We start from the raw sequence: 20698 nt of genomic DNA, 5'->3' as shown, positions 1-20698 counted from the left end.
TGCTTCCCTGATCGTGTTGCGGGACCGTGAGCCCCCCCCCCCCTCCCCCCCCCCCCCCCGTCCCCCCCCCCCCCCCCCCCCCCCCCCCCCCCCCCCCCGCCGGGGGCGGTCACCGACGACGGCTCACCGACGACGGTCCTCGCCCCGGGTCCCCTTGCCCCGCAGCCGCTGCTGTTCCTCGGCGGAGAGTTCGGCTTCGATGCGTTCCTTGCGCACCTGGCCACTCACGGTCTCCTCGTCGACGTGCTCCTCGGTCACCAGCCGCACCCGCTCCACCGGAACGGCCTCGGTGTGCACGACCGGGCGCTCGGCGTGCAGGGTGACCTCGTGCTCGGCCTCCGAGATGGGCTCGCCGGACAGAGCCGCGTCCCGGTTGGCTTCGGTGATGGGTTCGCGTTCGATGCGGGCCTCCTCGTGGCGCACCGGAACGGTCTGCTGCTGCTCCTCCGTGACGACGTACTTGTGCAGCTTGGCGCTACCGGTCTCGTACCGCTCGACGCCGACGCGCATCTGCTCCTCGGAGCGGGTCATCGCGTCGTCCTCGCCCCGGCGGGCGCCGGCACGGCCGGCGGTGGTCCCAGCGGTGGTCTCAGCGGCGGATCCGCGTCCGGCGTGGGCCCAGCCGCCCTCGCCGGGCTGGTTGGCGGCCTTCCAGGCCTCGTCCCAGGCGATGCCGTAGTGCCGGCAGAGGCGGCGCTCCTCCCGCTCGGAGAGGTGGCCGCCGTCTTCGACGGTTACCAGCGGTGCGTCCTTGACCTTGTCCTTCAGGTACGGGACCACGATGTGGTCGCCGACGACCCGGGCGTCACGGATCGGGACGAAAGACTCGCTGGTCCCGAACCAGCCGGTCTTGATGCTGACCCACTCCGGCTTGCCGGTGACGTCGGAGAGGAACACGTGGTCCGCCTTGCCGATCTTGCTGTCCTCCGCGTCGTGGACGGGGTGGTGCAGCATCGAGCGGGCTTGCTGTTCGGTGATCATCGACTTCACGCCTCCTTCACACTTCGACTGACCAGCGCCTTGCCAGGCTGGGTCGGCCGAAACCGCATCAACTGACATTTACTCACCGTGAAACCGTGCTTGAGCTGCGCCGATGACGGACGGTAGCTCTGGTGGCCGGCTACGACGAGGGCTCGCGCATCGGGCGGTAGGGCAGCCACGGTGCGTCACTGGTGGAGGGGTCGGCGGCGCGCGACCGGTCGTTCGGCGTTCACTGGATGTCACCTCGATTCATCGCTGATGGTGATGGGACCTATCGGATCCATCTGTTGGACGGATGAGTTGGGGGCCAGGAGGATGGAGACATGACGACCACGAAGACCGCACGCGAGCTGGCCGAGACCTACTTCACCGCCTGGGAGGCGGGCGACTTCGGCACCCTTCGGGGCCTGCTGGCCGACGACGTCGACTTCGTCGGGGCGCTGGGCACGGCGTCCGGGGTGGAGGAGGCACTGGGCGGGCTGAAGGGCCTCGGGCAGGTGCTGGAGAAGATCGACGTGAAGGTACGGGTGGCGGAAGGCGACGAGGTGATCACCTGGTTCGAGCTGCACACCAGGATCGCGCCGCCGGCGCCGACGGCGAACTGGATGCACGTGGAGAACGGGAAGATCGCTCGGATCCGGGTGACCTTCGACCCGCGCGGACTGCTGGCGGGCTTCGAGAGGAAGAGCTGAGCGGGGCGGGGCGGGCAGAACAGGAGGTCTTCGGCTGTTCTCGCTCAGGCGTCTTCGTCCGGCGGGGCCGCACGGAGGGCGGTGATGACGCCCAGGGCGACCGTGGCGACCGCGAGGGCGAGGAGGACCGCGAAGGCGGTCGCGATCAGGAATCGCACGTGGCGGTTCTCTCGGCGTCGAGGAGCAGGCCGAGGAGGTTGAGGAGCGTCGATGCCGGGGCGGTGTTGAAGCGGATGAGGATGCGGCCGTCGATGGTCTTGTCGGTGCTCGCGGAGGGGAAGAGCAGGCCGAACTTCTTGCCGCGCTCCTGGAGTTCGGCGAGGAGCGTGCGGATGTGGTCGTCGGTGTAGTAGCGGATCCTGGGGTCGGTCGGCTTCATGGGGCGGCGGCGGGGGACGGTCATCAGGCGGCGTCCAGCTCGAACCAGACGGACTTGCCGCGCTCCTGCGGGTCGACACCCCAGCGGTTGGTGAGGCCGGCGACGAGCTGGAGACCCCGGCCGGATTCCGCGAGCGGCGAGGGGGTGCAGGGGTCGGGAGGGACGGGGCTCTCGTCGGAGACCGAGACCCGGAGGGTCCGGTCGAGGAAGAGGATCTGGACCACAGGCGCGGGGGTGCGGCCGTGCCGCCAGGCGTTCACGAGCAGTTCGCCGAGGGCGAGTTCGGCGTCGAAGGTGCAGGAGGGGTGCCAGCCGGAGCGGATCATCGCGTCGCGGAGGGACTGGCGGGTGAGGGCGAAAGAGGGCGTGTTGAGGTGACGCATGGGAGTTCTCCCGGGCGTGATGGGGTGTGGAGATCCGGCGGGTATAGGTCGCCGTGAGCCAGGCCAGGCAGATGGGCATGGCTGCTCTGCGGTGCCTGCGAGCAGGCCTTACTGACGACCCGTCGGATCGATGTGAGAACGACCATAGCGCACGCCGACTCAAATTTGAGCCCGTCGTGAAAAGGTTCCCCCTAACGTGGGGCACACTGATCTCAGACCGGCAGAGAGGACGCCATGGCGCTTCGACCGAACCCAACCCTGCGCCAGCGGCGGTTGGGGACCGAGCTGCGGAGGATGCGGGAGCAGGCCGGCCTCGGCGGCAGCCAGTTGGCCCGCGAACTCGGGATCCAGCCAGCCCAGATCACGCAGATGGAGAGCGGCAAGGGCGGGATCAGCCCAGAGCGGCTGCGGACCATCGCCGCCACATGCCAGTGCACCAACCAGCCACTGATCGATGCTTTGGCCAACATGGCTTCGGAACGGAGGAAGGGCTGGTGGGAGGAATATCGCGGGGCGCTGTCCACCGACTTCCTGGAGATCGCAGAGCTTGAGGCGAACGCGCACAGCATCTCGACCTGGGCCACAACTTACCTCCCAGGCTTGCAGCAGACCGAGGCCTACGCGGCTGCAGTGTTCTCGCGGTTCGCCCCCTTCATCCCCAGCCACGACCTCGAAGCCAGAACATCCTTCCGCATGCGCCGAAAAGAGGCCGCCCGGCAAAGCGGAGTGCCATGCGTCTCCTTCATCCACGAAGCAGCGCTCCGAATGCAGTTCGGAGGGCCTCGGGTCCTCGCCGATCAACTCGACCATCTCATCGGGGACTCGTTGGCCGGACGGTTCTCCGTCCGTGTAGTGCCTTTCGACCTCGACACCTTCCCGGGCTGCGGCGAGAACATCATGTTCATCGAGGGCCCTGTGCCTGAGCTCGCCACGCTTCAGATGGATACTGTCGCGGGATGCCTGTTCTTCGACGCCCCGGCAGGCCTGATCCGCCACCGGAGCGTGTTTGAGCATCTGAGCTCCGTGGCTCTCTCCGAAGCCGAGTCGAGGGAGTTCATCCAATCCGTCGGGGATGAAGTGCGAGGGAAGTATGCGTGACTCCGAATGGCAGAAGTCCAGCTACAGCGGCGCTTCTAGCGAGTGCGTGGAGATTCGCACGGCCTCTGGGGCACTCGAACTCCGCGAGTCCGACGAAGGCCACCTCGTCCTCCGCACCACCCCCGCCGCCCTCGCCGCCCTCCTCCACGGCATCAAGGCCGGCGAATTCGACCACCACACCTGACCTACCCAACCCTGCCCGGAGTAGGAAGTCGGCCAGCCCGACTTCCTACTCCCGGCCCGTGCCATGCTCGTCCCCATGAAGATCGCCGCTGCCCAGCTGACCTGCGCCCCCGCCGACATCCCGGCCAACATCCGGCAACTGACCGCCCTCGCCGGGCAGGCGCACTCGCAGGGTGCCGAACTGATCGTCTTCCCCGAACTCGCCCTCAGCGGATACGAGCTGGATGCCGTGGCCAACGAGCCTAGCCTGTGGGTGACCCCGGACGACGCCCGCCTGGACGCCCTCCGTTCCACCGGCGTCGCCACCGTGATCAACTGCGCCGTCCCGACCGACGGGCCCCGGCCCGCCATCGGCACGTTCGTCTACGGCACCGACGGCGAACTGATCACCACCTACCTGAAGCAGCACCTCTACGACACCGAGCAGAGCGTCTTCACCGCGGGCGACCGCGACGGCCGCTTCGAACTCGGTGGCCTCCGCTTCGCCCTCGCCACCTGCTTCGACAACCACATCCCCGACCTGGTCTCCCGCGGCGCCGCCGACGGCTGCGACGTCCACCTCGCCAGCTCCCTCTACGGCACCGGCGACGGCATCCACGAGCGCGCGACCCTCTACCCGGGCATCGCCAGGGACACGAACATGCACGTGGTCCTTTCCAACCACGTCGGCCCGTCCGGCCCCTGGACCGGCTGCGGCGGCGCCGCCCTCTGGGCCCCGGGCGGCGCCCTCCTGACGGAGGCCGACGATCACTCCACCAGCGTCGCCATCGCCGACATCCTGTAGCCGCCCCCACGGAGCAGGAAGTCGGCCCCACCGACTTCCTGCTCCGCCCCCTATCCACCTCACCCATCCCACCTCAACCGACCGGTGATGGCGTCTGCGGACACGGGCACGTAATCCTCGTGCGGGATTCCCCGCTTCCACACTGCGGCGAAGGCCGACGTGCAGAGCTTCACGACCACCAGATCCTCCGTGGTCTCGTCGTCCACGAAGTCCCCTTCACCGCTGAAGTGGTGGACCACCACGTACGGCGACACGGCAACCACCGGACCATCTCACCCGAAGCGATGTTTCGGAACGTGATCTCGTGCTCGAACCTGATGTACTCGCTGACCGGCTCGGACACCACTCGGGCCCGACGCACCTCCACTCCCCGGGCCGTCGCATCGGCGACGAGCTGGAGCCATGGACTCCACCAGGATGCGCGGTCCGAACGATCATCGCGATGCCCAGCCTGCCGGCGCAGGTACAGCGGATCGTCCCGCATGTACCCGTCCCGCATTTCCAGGTGAACGGCTGACCGGCAGCACGTGCGCAGCAGCTCCTCAAGAGTGGGTTCAGCTGCCACCTGCCACCTCCGGGACGAACCCGCCTGCCCATCGCCGGCACCCTCCAACCACACGCACCGAGCAGGAAGTCGGCGCCACCGACTTCCTGCTTCCCTGCCCTAGGCCGACAAGGCCGCCCCTCATCGCGGGGCAACTCTCCCGCTAGGCACGACACACTTTGCATCCAATCTCCCATGCCCGAGCCCCTGTTGTTCATCGACTTGCGGCAACTTGCACCAACGATGGATCCACTTGACGTCACGGATGGCTGGGCGAGATTGTCGTGCAAGCACAGGCAATCCGAGATCGGGGAGACTGACATGCAACTGCAGTTCTTCGGAATGGACCCGGACACCGACACGGACCACTGCCCGAGCGTCTGGGGCGACCAGGAGAACGCCGACCTCGTGCTGCAGGGCTGGAAGGCCAGCGACGAGACCGAGGCCGAGTGCTTGAAGACTGGTTCGATTCCCGACTACGAAGACGTCATCCGCATGCCGGCCCGAATGGTGCCCCTACTGAGGGAGGCCTGTGATGCCGCCGCAGAACGGCTCGCCCAACTTCGCTGAACTGATGGCGGGCTGCAGCAAGTCTGCCGTTCACTTGGAAACCCGCGACGACTACGGAACGAATGAGCGGTTCGAGGCCTGGAAGGCCGGCAGACAGACCGACTGGACCGACCGGCAGTCATGGTGGCTGCCCTTCCACACGGTCATCGCCGAGGCCACGGCACGAGGAGTGGTCGTCCGACGTGCCCGGATCATCTCCGAGCCCGTGAGCGACTACATCAGGTGGGAGCACTACATGACCCGCGCCAACATCGAGGCGGGCGAACAGGTGCGATGGCTACCACGCCGGCTGGCAATCGACCTGCTGATCCCTAGTAACGACTACTGGGCGTTCGACGGAACCCGCCTTCGCATCCACCACTTCTCCGGCGACGGCGCGACCGTGGAGGATGAAATCACCAATTCCCCGGAATTGGCGGCTCTTCACAGCCACGCGTTCGAGGCCGTCTGGAACCGGTCCATCCCCCACGATGAATACGAGATCTGACCGGACAGCCAGCCCATGCCCTCCCCGTCATCCAGCGCACAAGCGGCACGTGAAGCACTCGCCGCACGCCTACGCGAGGTGCGCATGGACGCCGGAATCACAGGGCGTGAGCTGGCCTTCCGTTGTGGCTGGTCGGAATCCAAGTCTTCCCGGATCGAGAACGGGAAGACTCCACCCGCCGATGCCGATATCAGGGCGTGGTGTCTGGCGTGCGGTGCCGAAGACCAGGCGGAAGACCTGGTAGCCGCGAACCGTATCGCCGACTCGATGTACGTTCAGTGGCGCCGCCTGGAACAAACCGGGCTGCGCCGCCTCCAGGAATCATCCGTCCCGCTCTATCAGCGGACCAGGAGATTCCGCTCCTACTGCTCGAACGTCATCCCAGGGTTTCTTCAAACCTCTGGCTACGCAACAGCACTGCTGTCTTCCATCGCGTCGTTCCGCGGCACTCCTGACGACGTCAGCGACGCAGTAGCATCGCGGCTTGCCCGCTCGGAGATCATCCATCAATCCGGCCGCAGCCTTGCCCTGCTGATCGAGGAATCTGTGCTGCGCTACCGGCTCGGCGATGCGTCGACGATGGCGCTTCAGCTGCGCCATCTTCTTTCAACGATGTCGCTTCCCGCCGTGTCACTGGGGGTCATCCCTTTCACGGCACGGCGCAACATGTGGGCGCTGGAGACGTTCACAATATTCGACGAGAGTCGAGTGCACGTCGAACTCCTGTCAGCTGCGGTCACGGTAACAGAGCCGGGCGAGATCGCCGATTACCTCAAAGCGTTCGCGGACTCTCAAGGAATGCTGTCTACGGCTCTCAGGCGCGGACGTTGATCACATCCGCCCTTGACATGCTGAGCTGATCGTCTGCAAATCGATGCAAACCAGTGGGGCATCGAGTCACTGGCTCCGTAACGTCGTTCTCCGGACGCACTTTTGGCACGCAGGCCAAGGTAAGTCTTTGGCCTGACCGAGAAAAGAGGGAAATTCCATGCCCGTGTTCGACGACGGCAAGCACGGTGGCGGGTCCGGCTCCGGGACCGGTGGTGGCCAGCAGGACGACAGCAACAGCGGCAACAAGCACGGCGGGGGCGGCAGCGACGAGGGTGGGAACTCCTCGGACGGCAGCGGTCCGGCGACGGGCCGCTGACGCGTGAGCGAGCAGCACGAAGCGGAGGCCGGTCGGACCCGGCTGGCCTCCGCGCTCATCGCGAACGGGTCCCTCAGCTCGGACTGGCTGCCTACTTTTCAGGCCGTCCCCCGGCACTGGTTCGTCCCCGCCCTCGTCTGGCCCGGTCAGGGCGACGGCGTACACCAGGGCGACGCCGTGAACCGGCACGCCGACCCCGGCGCCTGGTGGCACGCTGTCTACTCGGACGTCCCGCTCACCACCCAGTGGGACGACGGCGACCACACCGGGGACGGCCGGGGCACCATCCCCACGTCCTCCAATTCCATGCCCACCATGGTGTTCTCGATGCTCGCCGTTCTGGACGTCGAGCCCGGCAACCGGGTACTGGAGATCGGCACTGGCACGGGCTGGAATGCCGCTCTCCTCTCCCACCGCCTGGGCTCCGGCAACGTCGTCACGGTCGAGGTCGATAGCGACAACGCCGCCGACGCGCACCTGCGCCTTTCCCGCGCCGGCTTCCACCCCACGCCCGTGGTCGGCGACGGAGCCGCCGGCCACCCCGACGGCGCCCCCTACGACCGGGTGATCGCCACCTGCTCCGTCGGCCGGATCCCGTACCCCTGGATCGAACAGTCCCGCCCCGGCGGGCTGATCGTCGCACCGTGGGGCCCCGAGTGCGGCGGGGAGGCCGTCGTCCGGCTCACCGTCGCCGCCGACGGCACGGCGAGCGGCCGGTTCGTCGGGTCGTCCGCCTTCATGCGGCTCCGCCAGCAGCGCGCCACTCGCCCCAGCAGCCTGGCGTACCTGTCCGGGCCTTGGCCGGCGGACGGCGAGAAGACAGCAACGCACCTCTCCCCGGAGGACATCGCCGACTGGCCGGCCATGTTCGCCATCGGTGTCCAAGTGCCCGAGGCGTTCCCCTTCATCGAGCGCTACGCCGACGGCAGCTACACCCTGTGGCTGCATGACACGGCCGTCACCTCCTGGGCCACCGTCGATTGGGAGCCTGACCGCACCTCCTACGAGGTCGTCCAGTCCGGCCCGCGCCGCCTCTGGGACGAGGTGGAGGCCGCCTGCCACTGGTGGGAGGCCCAGGGCCGCCCGGGCTGCGACCGGTTCGGCCTTACCGTCACGCCCACCGGCCAGACGGTGTGGCTGGACACCCCGACCAACCCGGTGCCCAGTTCCAGCTGAGGGCGCCGAGAATCACCGGAGTGGGGGGGGGGGGGGGGCGACCGCCCCCCCCCCCCCCCCCCCCCCCCCCCCCCCCCCCCACCCACCCCCCCCCCCCCCCCCCCGGTCCGCCCCCCTCACTCACCCGAGCGAATCGGCTCCCCGGTCCGGTGTAGGTGCCCGAGGACCTCCCGGTAGGAGCGGAGCAGCCCCGTCTCGTAATACGGAATGCCCTTCTCCGCGCAGAACTCCCGCGTGATCCGCGCAGCCCGCCCGAGCGCGGCGGTCGGCATGCTGGGGAAGAGATGGTGCTCCACCTGGTAGTTGAGCCCGCCCATCATCGAGTCGAGGACCGGGCCGCCGCGCACGTTGCGCGAGGTGAGCACCTGGCGGCGCAGGAAGTCGAGCCGCATCTCCGGGGTCACCATCAGCATGCCCTTGTGGTTCGGGGCGAAGACGCAGCCCAGGTAGACGCCCAGCAGCGCCTGGTGCACGGCCAGGAAGGCGACGGCCTTGCCGACCGGCAGCGCGGCGAAGACCAGCACGAAGTAGGCCGCGAAGTGGACGACCAGCAGGGCGCCCTCCAGCAGCGGCCGCTTGATCACCGGGCTGCGCAGTGCGCGAAAGCTGTTGAAGCTGAGGTTGAGGCCCTCCAGCAGGAGCAGCGGGAAGAACAGGTACGCCTGCCGGCGGCCGATGAACCGGGCGAGCCCGCTCGCCTGCCGGGCCTGCCGCTGCGACCACACGACGAGGTCGGGGGCCACGTCCGGGTCCCGCTCCTCGTGGTTCGGGTTGGCGTGGTGGCGGGTGTGCTTGTTCATCCACCAGCCGTAGCTCATACCCATCAGCAGGTTGGCGGCGATCCGCCCGCCGATCTCGCTCGGCCGTCGCCGGCTGAACACCTGGCGGTGCGCCAGATCGTGCGAGACCAGCCCGATCTGGGCGAACACGACGGACATCGCCGCCGCCAGGCCGAGCTGCCACCAGGTGTCACCCAGCGCGAACACTGCCCACCAGCCGCCGAGGAACGCGGCGAGCACCAGGCCCACGCGGGCGGCGTAGTAGCCGGGGCGCCGGTCGAGCAGCCCTTCGGCGGCTATCCGGCGGCTCAACTGGGCGAAGTCGCTACCGCCGCCGTCCGGTTGCGGGGCGGGGGCCCCGGGGGCCTCGGCGGGCGCGGGGCCCCCGGAGGCTTCAGGGGCCTTGGTCATCATCACGGGCTGTGTGGGCATGCCCCGAGTCTGGTGGGACGGACGGCCGCGAAGAACGGGGAAAGCACCCGTGCCGTACGGGTGTTAACCCCCCGCTCCCCCGGCGGGGCGGCCGCCGCCCCGAGGCCTCAGCCGCTCAGCCCTCGCCGCCGCTCTGCCAGGCGGCGCGCTGACGCAGGGAGATCCGGTTGCCGTCCGGGTCGACGGCCTCGACGCGGATGCCGAAGCCGTAGTCCTCCGGTTCCGGCTGTTCGAAGGTCACGCCGCGCTCCCGCAGCGCTTCGAAGTCCGCCCGCAGGTCGTCCGACTCGATGAAGACCGGGCCGGGCGTCCCGCCCGCCAGGCGCTCGGCCGGCTGCCCGGCGGACGGGGCGTGCGGCCAGAGGACGATCTCCAGCGGGCTGCCGGGGACGGCCACGGTGAGGAAGCGGCCGTCCGGGCCCGGGTGGTCGATGCGCTTCTCCAGGCCGAGCTGGTCGGCGTAGAACTTCAGGGCGCGCTCCTGGTCGGTCACGTAGACCGTCACGTACATGATGTTCGTCAGCATCGCGCTGCCGTCCCTTCGTACCGTCATCGGTGGTTCACTACTGCACCGACGGATCCCGGCGGACGGATGTGACAGCCCTCGGAGCGCGTCCCGTCCAGCGAGCGGGCGGGAGTTCGGGGCCGCGCCCCGGGCCCGTGCTACCGCCGCGCCACCGAGCGGCGGACGGCCCAGACGCCCGCGCCGAGGGCGAACCCGTAGACGGAGACCAGACCGTGGCCGTTGTCCTGGGCGAGCCACATCGCCAGGCCCAGCACCGGGACACCGACCGCCAGAGCGAGTTCCTTGGGCAGGCGGGTGCGGGTGAGGAAGGCCAGGGCGAGGGTGGCGCCGAGGAAGTAGGTGGCACCGGAGCTGCCGGCGAAGTTGCGGGGGTCGGTGCTGGGGCCGTCGCCGAGGCCGAGGAGGGTGTCGATCCGGCCGGGCAGCAGGATGCCGGCGAGGAAGAACCCGAGGGTGAGCGGGCCGCCCCAGTACCACTGGGCGAGTGCGGCGACGGCGGCCAGGGTGACGATGTTCCACAGGCTGCCGAAGAGGCCGCCGTTCTGCATGAATACCGAGGTGAACTCGCGCCACCAGCCGGACTTGGCGGGGTCGGCGTCCAGCGCGTCCATGGCGCCGGACCAGACCAGCTGGAGCAGGACGCCGCCGACGGCTATCGCGGTCAGGGCGACGGCCGCCCACGGGACCGGCCTCCCGCGCAGGGTGTCGCGGCCGACCACCCCGAGCCCGCAGTTGACCATCATGACCATCAGCGCAGCCGTGGTCACGTTGAAGACGATCGCCCCCATGCCCGTCACTCCCCCGGTTCCAGCGCTTTCCAACGCTGTTCGAAACTTCGACGACGCAAAGCTAGCACAGTTTTCAAACGGTGTTGGAAAACGTTGTACGGTAGGCCCCATGAAGCCGAAGCGGTGGATCTCGTGAAGCTCACCAAGGAACGCATCGTCGACGCGGGCATGGCCGTCTTCGCCGAGGTCGGCTACCACGCCCTGTCCATGCGGCAGGTCGCCGACCGGCTCGACGCCCACGCCGGCAGCCTGTACTACCACGTGCGCGGCAAGGAGGAACTGCTGGCCCTGATGGCCGACCGGGTCTGCCGCCGGGCCTACGACGCGGGCACCGAAGCCCTCGCCGCGCTCCCGCCCACCGCCGCCTGGCAGGACCGGGTCGAAGCCCAGACCACCAGCCTGCGCTCGGAGATCAAGCAGCACCCGGGCGGCGCCCAACTCCTCGCCGAGAGCCCCGGCGTGCTCAGCACCGGCGCCCTCTCCCTGATGGAACGCCTGCTCCGCACCCTGCTCGACGCCGGCCTGCCCGCCGAACACTGCGGCATCGCCGCCGACACCCTGCTCAGCCACGTCACCGGCTTCGTGCTCCAGGAGCAGAACCAGCCGACCGCCCCGCCGACCGTCACCGCCGAGCTCCTCGCCGACCTGCGCGAGCGGTTCCCCCTGATCATGGGCGACTTGATCCCGCGACTGAGCCAGGACGAGAAGTTCGCGCGCAGCATCCGCCTGCTCTGCACGGGCTTCGCGGCCCTCGGCTAGCCGACTACCCTGCTACCCGCCGGGCGTCAGGCGGCCGGACCGCTACTCGGCTTCCTGGAGCCACCGGGTCATGAACGTGCTGTGCGGGTCCGGCCGGTACTCCCCGAAGGGCTCGCACTCCTCGAACCCGAACTTCCGGTACAACTCCCGCGCCGGCCGGAAGAACTCGGCCGATCCGGTCTCCAGGCTCAGCCGGGTGCACCCGCGTGCCCGGGCCTCCGCGATGATGTGGGTCAGCAGCAGGGAGGCGACGCCGCTGCGCTTGCGCCGGGCGCTGGTGCGCATCGACTTGAGCTCCGCGTGCCCGCCGCCCAGTTGCTTGAGGGCGCCGCAGCCGACCAGCTCCGGCCCGTCCAGCACCGACCAGAAGGTCACCTCCGGGCGCCGCAGCCCGTCGAGGTCCAGCGCGTGCTTGCTCTCCAGCGGCGTGATCGACCGCATCTCCCGCACGTGCTCGGCCAGGAACGCCGCGATCTCCGGCCCCGAGAGATCGTCCACCACGATCCGCACCGCGCCACCTCCACTCGTCCGGCCGCACTCTAATGGAGCGCTCCTCCAGGGAGTTCCTGCCGCGGCGGCCCGCGCGAACGGGTGCGGACGAACAGGCCGGGACGAACGGGTGCGGCGTTCGGCGGTGGGGGGGGGGGGGGGGGGGGCGCCCCGCCCCCCCCCCCCCCGGCGCCACGCACCCAAAAACCAAAACAAAACAACCCCCACCGCGGCCGTCCGCAGCACCCCCGGCGCCATCGACCAGCTGAACGCACCCAGCGGCGAACCGGTTTGGGTGGCGGCCCCACCGCTCTGCTTGGCGTGCTGCATCGTGAACAGCGTGGACGCGCTCATGGTGACCAGCGGAATGCCGAGGATCACGAACTTGCGCGTCAGGTCCGAGATCTGCCGGGTCAGGTAGCCGAGCCCCCAGCCCGCCAGCATCGCCGGGAAGAAGCCCGACACGGCGCCGCCGACGAGCAGTCCGCAGGAGAGCAGGATCAACGGGGACGGCCTGCGGGCACCCTTGCCCGGGGCGGCACCGGCAGCGGCGGCCTTGGCCTTCGCCTTCCGTTGCCTCCCCGGCTTCGTCGCGGGCTGGTCGGCCGGCGCCGCCTCCTCCACCACGCGCTGCTCGGGGATCGGCTTCGGCGCGGGCCGCGGGGCGTCCGAGAAGTCGAGCATCGTCATCGTCCACGGGCCCGAACTCTGCACCAGCGGCGGCGGAATGGCCTCCGAACCGGTCTCGGGCCCGGCGACGCCCGGCAGGTCCAGCGACACGTTCGGGATGCCGCCGGGCGCGGCGGGAGCCGCCGACGGGCCGTGCACGCTGTCGTCCGCCGGAGCCCCGGGCGCCCCGGACCGCTCCGACGGCCCACGCCCCGACGCCCCAGGCCCCGACGCACCCGGGCCCGACGCGTCCGGACCCGAGACCCCCGCCCGCTCGTTCCACGGCCCGCTCTTGCGCCACCACTCGCCGTCCGTCATCACCGACACCCCGCCTCGCCCGGCCCGCCCACTGGGAGCGCGGCCGCCCACCGAACCGCCCTCGGCCGTGACGCTACCCACCGGGCCCCGCCCGCGCGAGTCCCGCCGCGCTGACCGGAGCCCGCGCTCCCCCGCCGGGGGCACCCGCCGCAGCAGGGGCCCGGCCGTCGGCGCACGCGACTAACCTAGGTCGAATGACCACACAGCAGGGCCCTCAACGCCAGGGCAGGTCCGCCACCGGCCCCCGCACCCTCGCCGAGGAGCTGCGCGCGCGTCCCGACGACGCGCTCGCCGCCCTGTTCCGCTCCCGCCCCGACCTGCTGAACCCCGTCCCCGGTGACCTCACCCAGCTGTCCGCCCGACTGTCCTCGCGCGCCTCCGCACTGCGCGCCCTGGAGCGGCTGGACCGCTTCACCCTCCAGGTCGCCGAGGCCCTGGCCACCGCCCCGGACGGCACCGGCCTGGCCACCGTACGGACGCTGCTGACCGGCCCGGCCAAGGTCAAGCCGCACCCCGGCGCCACCCCGCTCACCCCGGCCGACCGGGCCGCCGTCGCCGCCGAGCTGCCCCGCGCGATCGCCGCCCTGCGCGACCGCGCGCTGGTCTGGGGCCCGGACAACGGCCTGCGGCTGGTCCTCGCGGTGCGCGAGGCGCTCGCCCCGACCGCCGCCAACCCCGGCCGCACCGGCCTCGGCCCGACCCTCGCCGACGCCACCGCCGGCATGTCCCCGGCCCGGCTGCAGCAGCTGCTCGCCTCGGCCGGCCAGCCGCCCACCCCGGACCCGGTCACCGCCGTCGCCGCCCTGACCTCCCTGCTCACCGACCGCGCCCGCTGCGCCGCCCTGCTCGCCACCGCCCCCGAGGCCGCGCTGCGCCTGCTGGAGCGGCTGGTCTGGGGGCCGCCCACCGGCACCGTCCCGGACGCCACCCGCCCGGTCACCGCCGAGGACGCGCAGAGCCCCGTCGAGTGGCTGCTCGCCCGGGGCCTGCTGCTGCCGACCAGCCCCGGCAGCGTCGTGCTGCCCCGCGAGCTGGCCCTGCACCTGCGCGGCGGCCGCACCCACCGCACCGTCGAACCGCTCCAGCCCGAGCCCGCGCCCGCCGCCGCGCCGCGCGATCCACAGGCTGTGGACAGTGCCGCCGCCGGCCAGGCGCACACCGCGGTGAAGACCGTCGAGGAAGTCCTGGAGGCCTGGGGCCTCAACCCGCCCCCCACCCTGCGGGCCGGCGGCCTCGGCGTACGGGACCTCAAGCGCACCGCCCAGACCCTGGAAACCACCGAGCAGCAGGCCGCGTTCTGGCTCGAACTCGCCTACACCGCGGGCCTGCTGGCCCCCGACGGCGAGGTCGACGAGTGCTGGGCACCCACCCCGGCGTACGACGGCTGGCTGAAGCTGGACACCCCCGAACGCTGGACCATCCTGGCCACCGCCTGGCTCACCGCCACCCGCGTGGCCGCCCTCACCGGCACCCCGGACGGCAAGGGCAAGGCGCGCGCCGCCCTCGGCCCCGAACTGGACCGCACCCTCGCCCCGTCCGTCCGCCGCGCCACCCTCGCCCTGCTCGCCGAACTGCCGCCCGGCACCGCCGCCACCGCCGAGGAACTGCTGCCCACCCTGCGCTGGCAGCGCCCGCTGCGCGGCGGCCCGACCGGCCCGGACGGCCGCGAGCTGCGCGACGACCTCACCACCTGGACGCTCGCCGAGGCCGAACTCCTCGGCATCACCGGCCGCGGCGCCCTCGCCGCCCCCGCCCGCGCCCTGCTCACCGCCGAGTCCGACCCGGCCGAGGTGCTCGCCCCGCTGCTGCCGCAGCCGCTGGACCACGTGATCCTCCAGCCGGACCTCACCGCGATCGCCCCCGGCCCGCTGCTCACCCCGCTCGCCCAGGCGCTCGCGCTCTGCGCCGACATCGAGTCCAAGGGCGGCGCCACCGTCTACCGGTTCACCCCGGGGTCCGTGCGCCGTGCCCTCGACGCCGGCCGCACCGCCGCCGACCTGCAGACCTTCCTGGCACAGCACAGCCGCACGCCCGTCCCGCAGCCGCTCAGCTACCTGATCGACGACGTCGCCCGCCGCCACGGCATCCTCCGCGTCGGCGCCGCCTCCTCCTACCTGCGCTGCGACGACCCGTCCCTGCTCGGCGAGGTGCTCGCCGACCGCCGCGCCGCCGACCTGCGGCTACGGATGCTCGCCCCCACCGTCCTCGCCTCGCCGGCCGCGCCGGACGTCCTGCTCGCCGCCCTGCGCACGATGGGGTACGCCCCGGCCGCCGAATCCGCCGAGGGCGACGTGCTGATCACCCGCCCGGACACCCACCGCACCCCGCCCCGCACGGCGCCCACGCCCGTCCCCGACGGCCCGCCCGCCCCGGACGACACCCTGCTCGCCGCCGCGATCAAGGCCATCCGGGCCGGCGACCGCGCCGCCACCGCCTCCCGCCGCGAGGCCACCCCCGACCCGCGCCGACTCCCCCGCACCGCGGCCGCCGAGACCCTGGCCGCGCTGCAGACCGCCGTCCTGCTCGGCGAACGGATGTGGATCGGCTACCTCAACGCCGAGGGCATCGCCAGCCAGCGCATCATCGACCCGGTCAAGGTCGAAGGCGGCTTCGTCACCGCCTTCGACCACCACGCCGACGAACTGCGCACCTTCGCCCTCCACCGCATCACGGGCGTCGCCGAACTCGACGAGTGACGACCGAGGACTGGGGACTGAGGGCTACTGAGGACTGAGGACTGAGACTGACGCGTGGGCCTCAGTGCCCCTTCGCCTCCTTCATCTTCTCCGTGATCGCCTTGTCCGCCAGGCTGCCGATCTGCCCCTGCCCGACCGGAAGTCCGCCCCCGGTGACGGTGTCCGCGAGCAGGAAGCCCGGCGCCGCGATCAGGCCGCCGGGGCCCTCGCCGATGCCCGCGAGGGCGTGGGCGGAGCCGGCCGAGGCGGCGGTGGCGGCGAAGGCCGTGCCCATCAGGGCGAGGGCGGTGAGAACACGCTTCGACTTGTGCATGCCCAGCTCAACGAGCGACACGGACGGTAGTCACCCCGTCACCACCCACGGCCCCGGAGCCGCAGGCCGCGGGGCCGCCCCGGAAGAGTGGCAGGAGAGCCCGCCCGCGTACCCCGCGGAATGAGCGACACTGGAGGGTCTGCGTCAATCCAGCCTGCCGACCGATCCAGCCTGTGAATCCAGCCAGTCAGCCAGTGGAGGGCTCCCCCGCGTGAACGACGGACCGCTCATCGTCCAGAGCGACAAAACTCTTCTCCTGGAGATCGACCACCCCAAGGCCGCCGACTGCCGCCGCGCCATCGCGCCGTTCGCCGAGCTGGAGCGCGCACCCGAGCACGTGCACACGTACCGGGTGACCCCGCTCGGGCTGTGGAACGCGCGCGCCGCCGGGCACGACGCCGAGCAGGTGGTGGACGCCCTGGTGACGTACTCCCGCTACCCGGTGCCGCACGCGCTGCTGGTGGACGTGGCCGACACGATGGGGCGGTACGGGCGGCTCCAGCTGCTCAAGCACCCGACGCACGGGCTGGTGCTCACCACCACCGACCGGCCGGTGCTCGAGGAGGTGCTGCGCTCCAAGAAGATCGTGCCGCTGGTCGGCGCCCGGGTCGATCCGGACACCGTGGTGGTGCACCCCTCCGAGCGCGGCCAGATCAAGCAGGTGCTGCTCAAGCTCGGCTGGCCCGCCGAGGACTTCGCCGGCTACGTGGACGGCGAGGCGCACCCGATCCAGTTGGAGGAGAACGGCTGGCAGCTGCGCCCGTACCAGGCGCAGGCCGTCGAGGGTTTCTGGCACGGCGGCTCGGGCGTCGTCGTGCTGCCGTGCGGCGCCGGCAAGACGCTGGTCGGCGCGGCCGCGATGGCGCACGCCAAGTCGACCACGCTGATCCTGGTGACGAACACCGTCTCGGCCCGCCAGTGGAAGCACGAACTGGTCAAGCGCACCTCGCTCACCGAGGACGAGATCGGCGAGTACAGCGGCACCAGGAAGGAGATCCGCCCGGTCACCATCGCCACCTACCAGGTGATGACGACCAAGCGGAAGGGCGCCTACGCGCACCTGGAGCTGTTCGACGCCCGCAACTGGGGCCTGGTGGTCTACGACGAGGTGCACCTGCTGCCCGCACCGGTGTTCAAGTTCACCGCCGACCTCCAGGCCCGCCGCCGGCTCGGCCTGACCGCCACCCTGGTGCGCGAGGACGGCCGCGAGGGCGACGTGTTCAGTCTGATCGGCCCCAAGCGCTTCGACGCCCCGTGGAAGGAGATCGAGGCCCAGGGCTACATCGCGCCCGCCGACTGCTGCGAGGTGCGGGTGACCCTGACCGACTCCGAGCGGCTGGCCTACGCCACGGCCGAACCGGAGGAGCGCTACCGCTACTGCGCGACCACCGCGACCAAGCGGCGGGTGGTGGAGGCGCTGGTCAAGAAGCACGAGAAGGACCAGACGCTGATCATCGGCCAGTACATCGACCAGCTGGACGAGCTCGGGGAGGTCCTGGACGCCCCCGTGATCAAGGGCGAGACCAGCAACACCCAGCGCGAGAAGCTCTTCGACGCGTTCCGCAACAAGGAGATCAGCGTCCTGGTGGTGTCCAAGGTCGCGAACTTCTCGATCGACCTGCCGGAGGCCACCGTGGCCATCCAGGTCTCCGGGACCTTCGGCTCCCGTCAGGAGGAGGCCCAGCGCCTGGGCCGCGTCCTGCGCCCCAAGGCGGACGGGCACTCGGCGCACTTCTACTCGGTGGTCGCCCGGGACACCGTGGACCAGGACTTCGCCGCCCACCGGCAGCGCTTCCTGGCCGAGCAGGGTTACGCGTACCGCATCATCGACGCGGACGACGTGCTGTAACCGCGGGGACGGTCAGTTACGGACACCGCTCAGTAACGGACGCCGCTCAGTAACGGACACCGTCGCGCCCGAGGAAGATCACCCGCGCGGCGGTGTCCAGGGCGATGCCGAGGTTGCGGACGGCGGTGCTCAGCGGGTTGCGGTGGCGGCCCTGGACGGCGGTGGCACCGGCCGGGCCCGTACGGGGCGTGCTGTTCTTTCTGCTCATGTCTTCAACGGTAGGCACCCGACCGGCGCAAGGCATCACTCCAAAGGCCGCATCCGCCGGGACACCGGTCGTCCTCCAGGTGTACGGCGGCCCCTGAGACCTGCAGGGCTGGAACCCCGAGACCGACAGGTCTAAGATCGTCCGCCTGCCCCCTCCCGAACCGTGGTACCTGGCGGTGTCCCGCAGGCAGCCGGGGGAGGCGCCGACCGCACGCTGAGCCCCTCCTGCCCGTCGTCGGGCAGGAGGGACGGTCGGCCGTACCCACTGTGAGCTCCATCGATCTGCTGCGCCCGCGACCGGGGCAGCCGGGAAGGTTCGCTGTGCCCGCCACCCCCACCACCGATCCCCTCCAGCGCGAACGCGACCACCTCGCCGCGTCCCGGGCCGCACTGCGCGCGATGCGCGAGGACGTCCAGTCGCTGGACCTGCGCGACGTGACCGGCACCTGGGTGTCCGCCGTCGTCCTCCAGAACCAGATCGAGGCCAGGATCGCCGCCCTGGCCGACTTCGCCGAAACCCCGCTGTTCTTCGGCCGCCTCGACTACCTCCACCCGATCAGCGAGTTGGGCCCCTCCTGCCCGAGGGCGGGCAAGGAGGGCGTGAGCGCGGGCGGCGGAGGGGAGAGCTTCTACATCGGCCGCCGCCACGTCCACGACGCCGACGGCGACCCGATGGTGATCGACTGGCGCGCGCCGGTCTCCCAGCCGTTCTACCGGGCCAGCCGCACCGACCCGATGGACGTCGAGCGCCGCCGCCGCTTCGGCTACACCGGCGGCGAACTCACCGCGTACGAGGACGAGCACCTCACCGACCCCGCCGAGACGGACACGGCCTCCGCGCTGCTCGCCGCCGAGATCGAGAAGCCCCGCGTCGGCCCGATGCGCGACATCGTCGCCACCATCCAGCCCGAACAGGACGAGATCGTCCGCTCCGACGTCACGGGCACCATCTGCGTCCAGGGGGCGCCCGGCACCGGGAAGACGGCCGTCGGCCTGCACCGTGTCGCGTACCTGCTGTACGCGCACCGCGAGCGCCTGGCCCGCACCGGCACCCTGGTGATCGGCCCGAACAACGCCTTCCTCTCCTACATCGAGCAGGTGCTTCCGGCCCTCGGCGAGCTGGACGTCGCCCAGGCCACCGTGCAGCAGCTGGTCGCCCACGTCGAGGTGAGGGGCGAGGACACCCCGGAGGCGGCCCGCCTGAAGGGCGACGCCCGGATGGCCGAGGTGCTGCGCCGGGCGGTGCGCGCCGGGATCACCCTGCCCACCGAGCCCTGCGTGGTGGTCCGGGGCTCCCGCCGCTGGCGCGTCCCGGTGCACGAAGTGACGGAGATCATCGAGGAGTTGAAGAGCCGCGAGATCCGCTACGGCGCCGCCCGGGACGCCCTGCCGCAGCGCATCGCGCACGCCGTGCTGCTGAAGATGGAGCAGTCCGGGGAGGCCCCGGACGACCGGGTGCAGGACGCGGTGGCCCGCAACAGCGCCGTCAAGGCCGTGGTCAAGGAGTGCTGGCCGGCCGTCGACCCGGCCAAGCTGGTGCTGCGGCTGCTCTCCGACCCGGAGTTCCTGGCCCAGTGCGCCGAGGGAGTGCTGACCCCCGAGGAGCAGCGGGCCGTGCTGTGGCCCAAGCCCGGCCGCTCGGTGAAGACCGCCCGCTGGACGCCGGCCGACGCCGTCCTGGTGGACGAGGCGGCGGACCTGGTGCAGCGCACGCCCTCGCTCGGGCACGTGGTGCTGGACGAGGCCCAGGACCTCTCCCCGATGCAGTACCGCGCCGTCGGCCGCCGCTGCACCACCGGCTCGGCGACCGTCCTCGGCGACCTCGCCCAGGGCACCACCCCCTGGGCGACGGCGAGTTGGCCGAACGCGCTGCGCCACCTGGGCAAGCCGGAGGCGCACGTCGAGGAGCTGACCAAGGGCTTCCGGGTGCCCGGGGAGGTCATCGCGTACGCGTCCCGGCTGCTCCCGGCGATCGCCCCGGGCCTGGCCCCGGCGACCTCGGTCCGCGAGGCGCCCGGCTCGCTGGCGATCCGGCGGGTCGACGGGGCGGACGGGGCGGACGCGGTGGAGGCGGTCGTCGCGGCCTGTCGGGAGGCGCTGAAGAACGAGGGCTCGACCGGCCTGATCGCCGCCGACGCCAGGATCCCGCTGCTCGCAGGGGCGTTGACCGCCGCCGGGCTGGCGCACCTCACCCCCGGCACCGAGACCAGCGCCGAGTCCCGGCTGACCCTCGTCCCGGCCTCGCTGGCCAAGGGCCTGGAGTACGACTACGTGGTGCTGGACGAGCCGGCCGCGGTGGTCGCCGGCGAGCCGGACGAGCGGACCGGCCTGCGCCGGCTGTACGTGGCGCTGACCCGCGCCGTCTCCGGCCTCACGGTGCTGCACACCGAGCCGCTGCCCGAGCAACTCCGCTAGCCGCGCCGGCACATGGCGAAGGGGCCGGCCCCGC

The 20698-nt window shown here is 71.3% G+C and carries 21 protein-coding genes and 2 pseudogenes; 13 read left to right on the top strand and 10 right to left on the bottom strand.

Annotated features, from left to right (window positions below; genetic code table 11):
• Positions 1–123 precede the first annotated feature (123 nt).
• The gene (locus tag ACZ4WV_RS06560; RefSeq protein ID WP_465743438.1) at positions 124–981 is read right to left on the bottom strand and encodes a PRC and DUF2382 domain-containing protein; all 858 of its coding nucleotides are present in this window, start codon (positions 979–981) and stop codon (positions 124–126) included.
• 323 nt (positions 982–1304) lie between these two features.
• Here ACZ4WV_RS06560 and ACZ4WV_RS06555 point away from each other — a divergent pair, with 323 nt between their 5' ends.
• On the top strand, positions 1305–1673 hold the full coding sequence (locus tag ACZ4WV_RS06555) for a nuclear transport factor 2 family protein (RefSeq protein ID WP_465743436.1): 369 nt from the start codon (positions 1305–1307) through the stop codon (positions 1671–1673).
• Between the two features lie 145 nt (positions 1674–1818).
• Here ACZ4WV_RS06555 and ACZ4WV_RS06550 read toward each other — a convergent pair whose 3' ends face one another.
• Together ACZ4WV_RS06550 and ACZ4WV_RS06545 are read right to left on the bottom strand one after the other, a co-directional pair.
• Positions 1819–2076, bottom strand: a complete 258-nt coding sequence (locus tag ACZ4WV_RS06550) for a hypothetical protein (RefSeq protein ID WP_465743434.1) — start codon at positions 2074–2076, stop codon at positions 1819–1821.
• Entirely contained in the window at positions 2076–2435 is a 360-nt protein-coding gene (locus ACZ4WV_RS06545; RefSeq protein ID WP_465743432.1) for an ATP-binding protein, read from the bottom strand. Before ACZ4WV_RS06545 ends, ACZ4WV_RS06550 begins: the two co-directional genes overlap by 1 nt.
• A 234-nt stretch (positions 2436–2669) precedes the next feature.
• On the opposite strand from ACZ4WV_RS06545, the gene ACZ4WV_RS06540 reads away from it, so the two are divergent.
• The 3 genes from ACZ4WV_RS06540 (at position 2670) to ACZ4WV_RS06530 (ending at position 4500) form a co-directional block, all read left to right on the top strand.
• A complete protein-coding gene (locus ACZ4WV_RS06540; RefSeq protein ID WP_465743430.1) occupies positions 2670–3533 on the top strand; it encodes a helix-turn-helix domain-containing protein in 864 nt (287 codons plus the stop codon).
• Positions 3508–3717 carry a DUF397 domain-containing protein gene (locus ACZ4WV_RS06535; RefSeq protein ID WP_465743428.1) on the top strand — a complete coding sequence of 70 codons (210 nt, stop codon included), beginning with the start codon at positions 3508–3510 and terminating at the stop codon, positions 3715–3717. Before ACZ4WV_RS06540 ends, ACZ4WV_RS06535 begins: the two co-directional genes overlap by 26 nt.
• Positions 3718–3792: 75 nt before the next feature.
• Complete coding sequence (locus tag ACZ4WV_RS06530; RefSeq protein WP_465743426.1) at positions 3793–4500, top strand: carbon-nitrogen hydrolase family protein; 708 nt, start codon at positions 3793–3795, stop codon at positions 4498–4500.
• A gap of 59 nt (positions 4501–4559) precedes the next feature.
• Here ACZ4WV_RS06530 and ACZ4WV_RS06525 read toward each other — a convergent pair.
• Positions 4560–4999 (bottom strand): annotated as a pseudogene (locus ACZ4WV_RS06525) (DUF6879 family protein).
• Positions 5000–5239: 240 nt separating this feature from the next.
• Between ACZ4WV_RS06525 and ACZ4WV_RS06520 the strand changes: the two are divergent.
• The 5 genes and pseudogenes from ACZ4WV_RS06520 (at position 5240) to ACZ4WV_RS06500 (ending at position 8424) form a co-directional block, all read left to right on the top strand.
• A complete protein-coding gene (locus ACZ4WV_RS06520; protein WP_465743424.1) occupies positions 5240–5614 on the top strand; it encodes a hypothetical protein in 375 nt (124 codons plus the stop codon).
• A complete protein-coding gene (locus ACZ4WV_RS06515) occupies positions 5580–6101 on the top strand; it encodes a DUF6879 family protein (protein WP_465743422.1) in 522 nt (173 codons plus the stop codon). The genes ACZ4WV_RS06520 and ACZ4WV_RS06515 overlap by 35 nt, the downstream gene beginning before the upstream one ends.
• A gap of 15 nt (positions 6102–6116) precedes the next feature.
• Positions 6117–6961: pseudogene (locus ACZ4WV_RS06510) on the top strand (helix-turn-helix domain-containing protein).
• A 128-nt stretch (positions 6962–7089) separates the two neighbouring features.
• Positions 7090–7248: a hypothetical protein gene (locus ACZ4WV_RS06505; protein WP_465743420.1), complete on the top strand. Its 159-nt coding sequence runs from the start codon at positions 7090–7092 to the stop codon at positions 7246–7248.
• Positions 7249–7251: 3 nt separating this feature from the next.
• Positions 7252–8424: a methyltransferase domain-containing protein gene (locus ACZ4WV_RS06500; protein ID WP_465743418.1), complete on the top strand. Its 1173-nt coding sequence runs from the start codon at positions 7252–7254 to the stop codon at positions 8422–8424.
• A 116-nt stretch (positions 8425–8540) separates the two neighbouring features.
• Here the strand turns inward: ACZ4WV_RS06500 and ACZ4WV_RS06495 are convergent, their stop codons facing one another.
• The 3 genes from ACZ4WV_RS06495 to ACZ4WV_RS06485 form a co-directional block, all read right to left on the bottom strand.
• A complete protein-coding gene (locus ACZ4WV_RS06495) occupies positions 8541–9614 on the bottom strand; it encodes a fatty acid desaturase family protein (protein ID WP_465743689.1) in 1074 nt (357 codons plus the stop codon).
• A 136-nt stretch (positions 9615–9750) separates the two neighbouring features.
• Positions 9751–10188, bottom strand: coding sequence for a VOC family protein (locus ACZ4WV_RS06490; RefSeq protein ID WP_465743416.1), 438 nt, complete (start codon positions 10186–10188; stop codon positions 9751–9753).
• A 110-nt stretch (positions 10189–10298) separates the two neighbouring features.
• Positions 10299–10949, bottom strand: coding sequence for a hypothetical protein (locus tag ACZ4WV_RS06485; protein ID WP_465743414.1), 651 nt, complete (start codon positions 10947–10949; stop codon positions 10299–10301).
• A 123-nt stretch (positions 10950–11072) separates the two neighbouring features.
• Here ACZ4WV_RS06485 and ACZ4WV_RS06480 point away from each other — a divergent pair, with 123 nt between their 5' ends.
• Positions 11073–11708, top strand: coding sequence for a TetR/AcrR family transcriptional regulator (locus ACZ4WV_RS06480; RefSeq protein WP_465743412.1), 636 nt, complete (start codon positions 11073–11075; stop codon positions 11706–11708).
• Between the two features lie 42 nt (positions 11709–11750).
• On the opposite strand, the gene ACZ4WV_RS06475 is transcribed toward ACZ4WV_RS06480, so the two are convergent.
• Complete coding sequence (locus ACZ4WV_RS06475) at positions 11751–12218, bottom strand: GNAT family N-acetyltransferase (protein WP_465743687.1); 468 nt, start codon at positions 12216–12218, stop codon at positions 11751–11753.
• A gap of 1160 nt (positions 12219–13378) precedes the next feature.
• Between ACZ4WV_RS06475 and ACZ4WV_RS06470 the strand changes: the two genes are divergently transcribed.
• Positions 13379–15880: a helicase-associated domain-containing protein gene (locus ACZ4WV_RS06470; protein WP_465743410.1), complete on the top strand. Its 2502-nt coding sequence runs from the start codon at positions 13379–13381 to the stop codon at positions 15878–15880.
• A gap of 61 nt (positions 15881–15941) precedes the next feature.
• Here the strand turns inward: ACZ4WV_RS06470 and ACZ4WV_RS06465 are convergent, their stop codons facing one another.
• Positions 15942–16214, bottom strand: coding sequence for a hypothetical protein (locus ACZ4WV_RS06465; protein WP_465743408.1), 273 nt, complete (start codon positions 16212–16214; stop codon positions 15942–15944).
• 190 nt (positions 16215–16404) lie between these two features.
• Here ACZ4WV_RS06465 and ACZ4WV_RS06460 point away from each other — a divergent pair, with 190 nt between their 5' ends.
• A complete protein-coding gene (locus tag ACZ4WV_RS06460) occupies positions 16405–18042 on the top strand; it encodes a DNA repair helicase XPB (RefSeq protein WP_465743406.1) in 1638 nt (545 codons plus the stop codon).
• A 46-nt stretch (positions 18043–18088) separates the two neighbouring features.
• Here ACZ4WV_RS06460 and ACZ4WV_RS06455 read toward each other — a convergent pair whose 3' ends face one another.
• Complete coding sequence (locus ACZ4WV_RS06455) at positions 18089–18250, bottom strand: hypothetical protein (protein ID WP_350744276.1); 162 nt, start codon at positions 18248–18250, stop codon at positions 18089–18091.
• 320 nt (positions 18251–18570) lie between these two features.
• Here ACZ4WV_RS06455 and ACZ4WV_RS06450 point away from each other — a divergent pair, with 320 nt between their 5' ends.
• Positions 18571–20664: a HelD family protein gene (locus tag ACZ4WV_RS06450; RefSeq protein WP_465743404.1), complete on the top strand. Its 2094-nt coding sequence runs from the start codon at positions 18571–18573 to the stop codon at positions 20662–20664.
• Positions 20665–20698: the final 34 nt, after the last annotated feature.

Source organism: Kitasatospora sp. NPDC029312 (assembly GCF_055569215.1).
Note: the sequence above shows the minus strand (reverse complement) of the source record. Positions and strands in the feature narration are given on the sequence as shown.